12 protein-coding genes are annotated in these 10,471 nt (G+C 40.5%); 10 read left to right on the top strand and 2 right to left on the bottom strand.

All coding sequences use genetic code 11. From position 1 onward, the window contains the following. The first annotated feature begins 271 nt into the window (after positions 1 to 271). The 3 genes from H6G18_RS23970 (at position 272) to H6G18_RS23960 (ending at position 3,030) form a co-directional block, all read left to right on the top strand. The gene (locus tag H6G18_RS23970; protein ID WP_190409590.1) at positions 272 to 1,030 is read left to right on the top strand and encodes an ATP-binding cassette domain-containing protein; all 759 of its coding nucleotides are present in this window, start codon (positions 272 to 274) and stop codon (positions 1,028 to 1,030) included. After that, the gene (locus H6G18_RS23965; RefSeq protein ID WP_190409592.1) at positions 1,027 to 1,665 is read left to right on the top strand and encodes an ABC transporter permease; all 639 of its coding nucleotides are present in this window, start codon (positions 1,027 to 1,029) and stop codon (positions 1,663 to 1,665) included. The genes H6G18_RS23970 and H6G18_RS23965 overlap by 4 nt, the downstream gene beginning before the upstream one ends. A 174-nt stretch (positions 1,666 to 1,839) precedes the next feature. Next, positions 1,840 to 3,030, top strand: a complete 1,191-nt coding sequence (locus H6G18_RS23960; protein ID WP_190409589.1) for an HlyD family efflux transporter periplasmic adaptor subunit — start codon at positions 1,840 to 1,842, stop codon at positions 3,028 to 3,030. A gap of 13 nt (positions 3,031 to 3,043) precedes the next feature. Here H6G18_RS23960 and H6G18_RS23955 read toward each other — a convergent pair whose 3' ends face one another. Then, positions 3,044 to 3,367 carry a hypothetical protein gene (locus H6G18_RS23955; protein WP_190409588.1) on the bottom strand — a complete coding sequence of 108 codons (324 nt, stop codon included), beginning with the start codon at positions 3,365 to 3,367 and terminating at the stop codon, positions 3,044 to 3,046. Between the two features lie 21 nt (positions 3,368 to 3,388). On the opposite strand from H6G18_RS23955, the gene devC reads away from it, so the two are divergent. From devC to H6G18_RS23925, 6 genes are all read left to right on the top strand, one after another. Further along, positions 3,389 to 4,627: an ABC transporter permease DevC gene (devC, locus tag H6G18_RS23950; protein ID WP_190409587.1), complete on the top strand. Its 1,239-nt coding sequence runs from the start codon at positions 3,389 to 3,391 to the stop codon at positions 4,625 to 4,627. Between the two features lie 74 nt (positions 4,628 to 4,701). Then, positions 4,702 to 5,337 carry a type I restriction endonuclease gene (locus H6G18_RS23945; protein WP_190409586.1) on the top strand — a complete coding sequence of 212 codons (636 nt, stop codon included), beginning with the start codon at positions 4,702 to 4,704 and terminating at the stop codon, positions 5,335 to 5,337. 77 nt (positions 5,338 to 5,414) lie between these two features. Beyond that, the gene (locus tag H6G18_RS23940; protein ID WP_190409585.1) at positions 5,415 to 5,981 is read left to right on the top strand and encodes a Uma2 family endonuclease; all 567 of its coding nucleotides are present in this window, start codon (positions 5,415 to 5,417) and stop codon (positions 5,979 to 5,981) included. Continuing rightward, positions 5,978 to 6,673: a DevA family ABC transporter ATP-binding protein gene (locus H6G18_RS23935; protein ID WP_199311821.1), complete on the top strand. Its 696-nt coding sequence runs from the start codon at positions 5,978 to 5,980 to the stop codon at positions 6,671 to 6,673. Before H6G18_RS23940 ends, H6G18_RS23935 begins: the two co-directional genes overlap by 4 nt. A gap of 589 nt (positions 6,674 to 7,262) precedes the next feature. Continuing rightward, complete coding sequence (locus tag H6G18_RS23930) at positions 7,263 to 8,231, top strand: sodium-dependent bicarbonate transport family permease (protein ID WP_190409584.1); 969 nt, start codon at positions 7,263 to 7,265, stop codon at positions 8,229 to 8,231. A gap of 4 nt (positions 8,232 to 8,235) precedes the next feature. Then, the gene (locus H6G18_RS23925; protein ID WP_190409583.1) at positions 8,236 to 8,547 is read left to right on the top strand and encodes a P-II family nitrogen regulator; all 312 of its coding nucleotides are present in this window, start codon (positions 8,236 to 8,238) and stop codon (positions 8,545 to 8,547) included. Here H6G18_RS23925 and nagA read toward each other — a convergent pair. Then, complete coding sequence (gene nagA, locus H6G18_RS23920) at positions 8,542 to 9,681, bottom strand: N-acetylglucosamine-6-phosphate deacetylase (protein ID WP_190409582.1); 1,140 nt, start codon at positions 9,679 to 9,681, stop codon at positions 8,542 to 8,544. The two genes, H6G18_RS23925 and nagA, sit on opposite strands and share 6 nt — an antisense overlap. 120 nt (positions 9,682 to 9,801) lie before the next feature. Between nagA and purE the strand changes: the two genes are divergently transcribed. Continuing rightward, a complete protein-coding gene (purE, locus tag H6G18_RS23915; protein WP_190409581.1) occupies positions 9,802 to 10,323 on the top strand; it encodes a 5-(carboxyamino)imidazole ribonucleotide mutase in 522 nt (173 codons plus the stop codon). The last annotated feature ends 148 nt before the right edge of the window (positions 10,324 to 10,471 follow it).

The raw sequence follows: 10,471 nt of genomic DNA, 5'->3' as shown, positions 1-10,471 counted from the left end.
ATACAACAACTATTCGAGCAATTAACATTTGAGCAGGTAATGTCTATCTCCTCTTATAACTTTATTTTAGAAGCTCTTTTCTATGCAGCTTCATATTAAATTGGTATGAGATGATTTATAATTACCAAAATTAAGTAGAAAAACACAATTATTTTTAAGCTAGATCAAGTGATCGCTCCATCAATCATCTCATAAATATTAGGTTTCATTGACCCACCCAACCTAGATTAAAGCTCAAGTAATTCATAATTAAGAATTACGAATTAATATCATGCTCCAAACTCACCCAGTTACCATTGAATTCCGCGATGTCACCTTTAGCCGCAACCATCGTCCTTTAGTATCTCATCTCAACTTCACCATTAATCAAGGAGAAGCATTAGTATTACTCGGACGTAGTGGTAGTGGCAAAACTACTACGATGAAATTAATTAATCGCTTATTCACACCTACTCAAGGCGAAGTTTTATTTGATGGAATCCCTACAAATCAGTGGGATGAAATTAAACTGCGGCGCAAGATTGGTTATGTAATTCAAGAAACAGGCTTATTTCCCCATTTTACTGTAGAACGCAATGTGGGTTTAGTCCCAACTTTAGAGGGCTGGCAACCTAAACAAATTAAAACACGGGTGCATGAATTATTACACTTGGTAGGCTTAGATCCAGCACAATTTGCTCAACGTTATCCCCATGAACTATCTGGAGGACAAAGGCAAAGAGTCGGTGTAGCGAGGGCTTTAGCAGCTGATCCTCCAGTTTTATTGATGGATGAACCATTTGGCGCACTTGATCCCATCACGCGCTTAGAATTGCAACAAGAGTTTCGACGCTTGCAACAGGAATTAAAGAAGACAGTGGTTTTTGTCACCCACGATATTCAAGAAGCCTTGGTTTTAGCATCAAGAATTGGTTTGATGTATGGGGGGGAATTGGTAGTATTAGGGACAAAAGATGAATTTCTCGCTTCCCAACATCCAGAAAGTCTGGCTTTCCTCCAATGTCTGCGATCGCTCCCAGCCAATTTATGAAAGACTTCTTCTTAATTAAGTATGCTCCAGAAATCCTTCAGCGCACCCTAGAGCATTTATTTTTGGTGGGTGTTGCTATTAGCATTGCCATTATTGTAGGTATTCCCTTAGGGATTTTAATCACGCGCCAAGGAAAACTCCGGCGACCAATTTTAGGTATAGCAAATATTCTCCAAACTATCCCCAGTTTGGCATTATTTGGTTTACTCATTCCTGTACCGCTAATTGGTGGTATTGGTGTTATCCCAGCAATTGTTGCGCTGACTTTATATTCCCTAATGCCGATAATTCTTAATACTTATACGGGAATAACTGGAGTAGATACTGCTATTCGAGAAGCTGGGCGAGGAATGGGAATGACAGATAGACAATTGTTATTACAGGTAGAAATTCCCTTAGCAATGGGTGTGATTTTGGCAGGGGTACGAGTGGCGACAGTCATTTCTATTGGGATTGCAACTATTGCAGCTGCAATTGGTGCTGGTGGTTTGGGAGTGTTTATTTTTCAGGGAATTGCAGTAGTCAATAATCAATTAATTTTAGCTGGGGCTGTACCTGCGGCTGTAATTGCCCTAGTGGCTGATTTACTAATTGGATTGTTAGAGCAGAAATTAAAGATGATGAGTAGTGAGTAATGAGTAATGAGTAATGAGTAATGAGTAGTAAAATAAGAAAAGCTATAATCTGATTGCTCATAATTTTTCGATTAAAAAAACCTAAGGTAAACTAAAAATCTACCTCCACCTGAGGCTGCTGTTCTGTGTGATATTCGTGGCTTGACGTAAAACTAAAACTCTCCGTCAAAACCTATGATTTATTCTCAGCAAGGTGTTTCTGCTATTTTGCGCCAGTGTATTACTAACACAGCGATTCTCAGCTTAATTACTTGTACAGCTTGCAGTGCCATGCAGGCACAAAATAATCCCCGTGACTCTCCCACACCAACGGAAACTGTTACATCTTCTCAAATAGTAGCTTTAGGTAAATTAATACCAGAGGGGGATGTAATCAAAATTTCTGTTGTAAATGCCCAAGATAGTCGGGTGAACCAAATATTAGTAAAAGAGGGCGACTTTGTTAGAGCAAATCAACTAATTGCCCTTCTCCAAGGACAGAATAAAGCCGAGCAACAATTACGAGAAGCCCAGGCTAATGTAGCAATTAAACGATCGCAATTACTCAGAACCCAACAAGGAGATTTTAAACAAGGGGAAATCTTAGCGCAACAAGCAGCGATCGCTGAATTAACAGCCAGATTACGCACGGAAACCAAACAAAGACAAGCGACGATTGCTCAAGCTGAAGCCACAATGCGTAATGCTCAAATAAAATACCAGCGATATGTGACTTTAGCAGAAGAAGGAGCTATCAAACGTTCTGAACTCGATGATGCTCAAGAAGAATTTGATCGAGCTAAGGCAATTTTGGCACAAAATCAAGCCGAATTAGACAATACCACATCCACCTTAGAAGCCCAAATAAATAGAGAAAACGCCAATCTCAAACGCCTACAGGAAGTCCGTCCAGTTGATGTTGATATAGCTAAAGCCGAACTTCAACAAGCCCAAATTCAGGTAGAACAACGCAAAGCCGAATTAGAAGATTCACAAGTCCGAGTCCCAGTAGCTGGGCAAATTTTACGCATCAATACCCGTGTCGGTGAACAGGTAAACACTCAAGAAGGAATCGCCGAACTCGGACAAACAAAACAAATGTATGCGATCGCTGAAGTCTACGAAACTGATATCGTCAAAGTAAAACTAGGACAGCCAGTGATTATCACTAGCGAGTATGGCGGCTTTAGTGGTGAGATTGGCGGTAAGGTTGCTCAAATCGGCTTGCAAATTGGTAGAACCCGCCTCAATCAAGACCAAAATAATCCTACTAATGATGTCAACGCCAGAGTAGTTGAAGTCAAAATCCGCATTAATTCAGAAGATAGCCCCAAGGTTGCTGCATTAACTGGAATGCAAGTGCGTGTGAAGATTGATGTTCTTTAGAAAAAATGTAGCTTTAGTTTTTATAAACCGGGAGATAAAGCTTGGAAATCAAAGTTTTCTGTTTTGATCTCGAAGTTTCTTGTTTTGAACCAGAAGTTTCTTGTTTTGAACCAGAAGTTTCCTGTTTTAAACCAAAAGTTTCTTGTTTTGACCTCGAAGTTTCCTGTTTTAAACCAGAAGTTTTCTGTTTTGAACCAGAAGTTTCCTGTTTTGAACCAGAAGTTTTCTGTTTTGAACTCGAAGTTTCCTGTTTTAAACCAGAAGTTTTCTGTTTTGAACTCGAAGTTTTCTGTTTTGAACCCCAATTTAATAGTCGGAAGCTCATCTTCTCTTCCATTTCCCACAATCAACTATCAAAATGAAACTATCCCCGCTTAAATTTTTCTTGAAGAATATCTACATAGAGACACCCTTAGCTTGGGCGCAGTTATCCCACCAAAAAGTACGTTTAGCGGTAGCAACTACAGGTGTATGCTTTGCGAATATTCTCATGTTTACTCAACTGGGACTATTGGCGATGTTGACAGAAGGAACAACCAAACTGCATGAAAGTTTAGGAGGAGATTTAATCCTCGTCTCATCATTTAGCCCTAGTTTACAGTTTCGGATTTCTTTTCCTCAGGCTTATCTTTATCAAGCTGCATCTGTAGATGGAGTGGAAGCTGTCGCCCCAGTTTATATAAGTCGCGCCAATTGGGTAAATCCCAATCAGTTATCTCAACCTAATGATTCCAATCGCCGAGTTCCACGCAGAAGAGGTTTTTTTGGTAATGAAGTCAGAGTAATTGCTTTTAATCCCAGCCAATCCTTTGTCATGAACTTACCAGAAGTCAACCAGCAACTTTCTAAATTGACTGCACCAGACGCAGTACTTTTTGATCGTCTTTCTCAAGCTACTTTAGGAGACATTCCCCAATTACTGACTCAACAAAAAGATGTAGTCACTCTCATGGAAAATCAACGTACATATCCAGTAGGACTATTTAGTATGGGCAGTACCATCAATGATAAAGGTAATGTGATCATGAGTGATTGGAACTATGCTCTGCGCAATGGGCAAAATAGCCTGAAATCTGTCAGACTTGGGGTTGTCAAGGTGAAAGAAGGTGCAAATATTCAGACAGTACAAGCACAGTTACGTCAACGCCTTCCCCAAGAAATGAGCGTGTTTACACACGCAGAATTAATACAACGAGAACAGGACTTTCACAGCTCACAACCAGAAGGAATTATCCTCAAATTTGGTACAGTCGTCGGTTTTGTCGTCGGGGTAATTATCCTTTATCAAGTCCTTTATTCAGATGTTAGCGATCACCTAGCAGAGTATGCCACACTCAAAGCAATGGGTTATAGCGATCGCTCTCTTTTACTAGTAGTATTACAAGAGGCTGTAATTCTCGGCGTGATGGGATTCATCCCCGGCTTTTTCGCCTCAGTCGGTATTTATGAATTATTAGTTACACTTACCCGCATTCCCCTAGTCATGAAAGCAGATGTAGCAATTCAAGTCTTTCTGTTGACAATTATCATGTGTAGTGTATCTGGTGCGATCGCTACCACTAAACTCCGTTCCGCCGATCCCGCAGACGTATTTTGAAAAAAATAAAACGAAGTTTCACTGCCTTTTCAATTCAATTATGCTGATACTATGCGAGTAGCGTAAATTTAGTCATGACAACAAGCATAGCCATTGCAGAAAAAATCACCACTCTTCGCCAAGTCGAGGAGAAACTGGGCTTAACACTAAGTGGTAATAGTCAATTTTTTACTGAATGGATGGTAGATTTACCTGCATTAAATGAAGCAGAGCAAGCAAGATTAGAACAAGTTCGACAAAATTATCTATATCAAATCTCAGATGGAAGTCTTTTAGAAGAAACCATAAAAATGGTTGTGCTGTCACCATTACTTGAACTTGCGGGTTTCTATCAAGCACCCTATAGATTTAAAACTGAGGTTTCGGTGGAAATTGAAGCACAAGGAAATAATGATGAAATTTTACGGGGAAGAATTGATGCTCTAATTTTGCAAGGTAAATTATGGATAGTCTTAATTGAATCAAAAAAAACGACCTTTGATTTAGAATTAGCAATTCCCCAGACATTAGCTTACATGGCTATTCATCCCCAACCAGAACAACCTCTGTATGGCATGATAACTAATGGTAGCAGCTATTTGTTTGTCAAAACTTTGGGCAAACAGTATGGAACTTCTGATCTATTTGCAACGCGATCGCAGTATCTCAACAATTTAGCTGGAGTTTTAAAAATCCTCAAGCATTTAGGTAAATTAATCACAGAATCATAGTAATTGACATTTTCCCTGTGTGGGCATCAGTTCTAGTTTGCTAAACTGAGAACAAGTATTTTCAGGATTGAGAAGCCATGAGCGCTACGACAACTCAACCTCTGACTTTAGAAGACTTTCTCCATCTCCCAGAAACTAAACCAGCCAATGAATATATTAGCGGAGAAATTATTTCTAAACCAATCCCAAAAGGGAGACACAGCCGCTTGCAAGGAAAACTTTGTGCAGCCGTAAATCAAGTGACGGAAGAGGCGAAGATAGCTTATGCGTTTCCTGAACTACGCTGTTCTTTTGGCGATCGCTCAATTGTCCCAGATGTAGCTGTATTTACTTGGGAACGGATACACTTTACAGCCGATGGAGAAGTTCCAGATAACTTTGAACTTCCCCCAGACTGGACAATTGAGATACTTTCACCAGAACAAAAACCTAACAGAGTAATTGGCAATATTCTCTACTGTTTGCAATATGGTAGTCGTTTAGGATGGTTTATTGACCCTGACGACACAAGTATCCTGACATTTTTACCTGGGCAACAACCAGAATTAATTCAAGGAGAAAATTATTTACCCATATTACCAGAAATAAAAATAAACCTCACAGTTAATCAAGTTTTTAGTTGGTTAAAAATGGGTATTTCATGATGAATTACCCCACTCCCTCATCTACTGTTGCTGTCACTAATCTCAATCACGCTTTTGGACAGGGAACATTACGCAAACCCGTCTTGACAGATATAGATTTAGCCATTTATCCAGGGGAAATTGTCATCCTCACGGGGCCTTCTGGTAGTGGGAAAACAACATTATTATCACTAATTGGTGGATTACGTTCAGTACAAGACGGAAGCTTAAAAATTTTCGGACAAGAACTCAAGGGTTGTAGCAAAAAGCATTTGACGCAGATACGTAACCAAATCGGCTATATTTTCCAGCATCACAACTTACTCAAGTGCTTGAGCGCCTATGGTAACGTGCGTATGTCCTTAAAACTACATCCAGAAATTTCTAAATATCAATATAGAGATAGGGCTGTAGCGATTTTAGACGCTGTTGGTTTAGGCGATCGCATAGACTATTATCCAGAGAAATTATCCGGTGGACAAAAACAAAGAGTAGCGATCGCCCGTGCATTAGTTGCCCAACCTAAACTAGTATTAGCAGATGAACCCACCTCATCATTAGATAGTAAAACCGGGAGAGATGTCGTTGATATCATTCAGCTTCTTGCCAAAGAAGAAGGTTGTTCTGTACTCTTAGTAACTCACGATGCCCGAATTTTAGATATAGCCGATCGCATCGTTCACATGGAAGATGGGCGATTGCAAAGTCAATAGTGATTAGTCCATAGTTATTCCTCACCCTACGAAGGCAAGCTACATCTCCCGGACTCTCACTTCCTCACTCTAAAATTATATAAAAAGGCAAAAATCTCCTATGAATCCTTTACCACCAGAACCAAACTCACAGGAATTAAAGTCGGAAGATACAAAGATTGGGATGATACGCTTTAGTGCTGGCGTATTAACTGGAGTGATAATTGCAGCAGTGTACTGGAGTTACGCAGATTGGTTTGGGAGTTCCCAATCTTTGACGACAAACATTATAGGCAGTTTAACTTTAGCAATTATTTGTGGATTTTTAACATACAAATGGGGATATAAAATGATAGACATTTTTTTGAGTTCGCTATCTTAAGATTTAGTTAGTAGGGTGCGTCAGTATGAATCATTTCTTGGTACGGCTAGGTTCTCTCGCACTGACGCACCCTACCTACGGATATTTTTTATCTGGAAGTCCCTGAGATATGTGACACCTAATTGACAGGAGGTAACAAGACACGCTACATCATGAGTCAAGCGTTAAAATTTTGAAGATGGAAAATTTGTTAAATTACCGACTTGATCAATATAGGGAGGGGTGGAAATGGATGGTAGCTTGATTTTGTCAAACATCCTAAATCCGCCAATCCTCTTTTTCTTTTTGGGAATGATTGCTGTTTTTGTTAAGTCGGATTTAGAAATTCCTGCTCCCATACCTAAAGCCCTATCGCTGTATTTACTATTTGCCATAGGTTTTAAAGGAGGAGTAGAACTAATCAAAAGTGGAGTTACTCAGGAAGTAGTTTTAACGCTTTTGGCAGCGATGTTAATGGCCTGTGTTGTTCCCATTTACACCTTTTTCATTTTAAAACTAAAACTGGATACTTACGATGCTGCGGCGATCGCAGCTACCTATGGTTCTATCAGCGCCGTCACTTTTATCACCGCCAGCACCTTTTTGAGCGAACTTGGCATTACTTTTGATGGTTACATGGTAGCAGCCCTAGCCTTAATGGAATCTCCCGCCATCATCGTTGGTTTAATATTAGTCAACCTCTTTACTGTTGATGAAAAGCGTGAATTTGCCTGGAAAGACGTTTTGCAAGAAGCCTTTTTGAATAGTTCAGTCTTTCTATTAGTTGGTAGCCTGATCATTGGCTTTTTAACAGGAGAACACGGTTGGCAAGTGTTAGAACCATTCACCCAAGGATTATTTTATGGCGCTCTCACCTTCTTTCTCCTAGATATGGGACTAGTAGCCGCTAGAAGAATTAAAGACTTACAAAAAACCGGATTTTTCCTAATTTTATTTGCCATACTAGTTCCCATACTCAATGCAGGCATTGGCTTACTAATTGCCAAATTCATTGGTATGCCTCAGGGAGATTCCCTATTATTTGCTGTATTGTGTGCCAGTGCCTCTTACATTGCCGTCCCAGCAGCCATGCGGTTAACTGTTCCAGAAGCTAATCCCAGCCTGTATGTTTCTACCGCTCTGGCAGTGACATTCCCGTTCAATATTATTGTGGGCATTCCGTTATACCAGTACGGGATTAACCTATTTTGGAGGTAATAATATGCACCTAGTTAAAAAGATAGAAATTATTGCTAATGCCTTTGAATTGAGCAAAATTTTAGCAGGATTAGATAAATCAGGAGTACATGGTCACGCTGTCATCCGTAATGTTGAAGGTAAAGGATTACGCGGCACAACAGAAGATTTAGATACCATCATGCTTGATAACGTTTATATCATCGCCTTTTGCCAGCCAGAATACATCAAACCCCTAGTAGAAAACATCAAACCACTCCTCAATAAATTTGGCGGTACTTGTTACATCTCCGATGTAATGGAAATTCGCTCTGTAAAATGCGTTGCTTCTTTATAAGCGTTGCCAGGTGAGTTGTTTTGTCGTGTCGTCCCAATGCCAGCATAATAAATGAGCCAGTTGACCAGGGGAAATTCCCGCTAAACCAATCGCCTTTCTTGGCGCATCGGTAGCCAGTGCCAATGCATTTTCTACATCACAAATTTCCCATTTCACCAAGTTCTCTACTCCCACCAATAAAGGTAAGGTCGTCCCTGATAGTGTGCCATCTGGTAGCCTTGCGGTGCCATTTTTCACCTCTATTTGCCGACTGTCCCAAGGATACACGCCATCGGGTAGCCCAAGGGGAGAAAGGGCATCACTAACGAGAAACAGACCTTTGGTAGCACGGAGGAGAATTTGCAGCATAATGGGCGAAACGTGCTGACCATCAGCAATAAAACCACTCATCACATGAGGATTGGTAATTGCTGCCCCTAATAGTCCGGGTTCGCGGTGATGTAATGGGGGCATGGCATTAAAGGCATGAGTTACCATTGTTGCACCTAATGCAAAAGCATTTTGGGCTTGAGTCGCCGTTGCCTGAGAATGTCCTAAACTGACGGTGATTCCCAAAGAACGTAAATATGGGATAACTTCCCCAGAGGTGTCTAACTCTGGTGCTAAGGTGATAACTTTAACAACATGGGCATAATCTCCCAACACCCGTTTGACTTGATCTATTGTCAGAGGTAACAAATACTCGGACGGATGAGCGCCCCGTTTTTGATAGTTTAAGAAGGGGCCTTCTAGATGTACGCCTAAAATTTGGGAACCAGGTTGTGCAGTAGCGATAAAATCAGCAATAACAGCAAGCGATCGCTGGATATTTTCGATTGAAGTTGTCACTAGTGTCGGTAAAAATCCATCTACCCCCACATCCCATAAAAATTGGCAGATTTTCTCTAGTAAGTGGGCATTCTCAGCCGCCAAATCCGGAAAAGCCAAACCTAAAGCGCCGTTAATTTGTAAATCAACGCCACCTAAAGAAACCCAATCTCCAGCCACATCTACTATTTGTAAGTCTGACGGTGTAAATCGGTTAAATACTGTCCCCATTGGCAAGATTTGTTCAATTATACCCGCTTGATTTACCAAAAGCATCTGCAAATCTTGGTAGCCAGGAACTCTAGCATTGATAATGTCGATAGTCATTGGTCAATAGTCTTTCTTGTGTTCCCTCAATCTGTTGAATAGTAACTCTATATGAGATGATAATTGCACCCGCAGCCTTATATGTGGGTAAAAATTTTGAATTTTAAATTTTAAATTATTATGGCTCCCTTGGTTGGCATTATTATGGGTAGCGATTCAGATTTGCCCACAATGAAAGAGGCGATCACTATTTGTGAAGAGTTTGGTGTGGAAAGTGAAGTGGCGATCGTTTCTGCCCATCGTACCCCAGAACGTATGGTGGAATATGCCCAAACAGCCCACCATCGAGGAATTAAAGTCATTATCGCTGGTGCAGGTGGTGCAGCCCATCTCCCCGGCATGGTAGCATCTTTAACTCCTCTACCCGTGATTGGTGTTCCTGTCGCTACCAAAAACTTACAAGGTGTAGATTCTTTGTATTCAATTGTACAAATGCCTGCTGGTATTCCTGTGGCTACAGTGGCGATCGGTAATTCCAAAAATGCTGGACTTCTAGCTGTGCAAATCCTCGCAACTCAAAAACCAGAATTATTAACCAAAGTTCAAGAATATCGTCAAAATCTATCTGACTCAGTGATGACAAAGCAAGCAAAGTTGGAACAACTAGGTTACAAGCAGTATTTAAAACAGGAAATACCCTGAAAATAGAAAGTTTTGAATAAAGGAACACCAAAAAGTAAATTACGCCTAATGTGAATTAAGAAAAAAGGCGGGAGAAGTAAGAAGATGAAAGTTACCAGCTTCTCAAATCAAACTTCCCCCATGACTAGCATAAACTTTGGAACGCTAT

It is taken from the genome of Anabaena subtropica FACHB-260, assembly GCF_014697105.1.
Lineage (GTDB): Bacteria > Cyanobacteriota > Cyanobacteriia > Cyanobacteriales > Nostocaceae > Trichormus > Trichormus subtropicus.
This window is presented reverse-complemented; position numbering and strand designations above follow the sequence as displayed.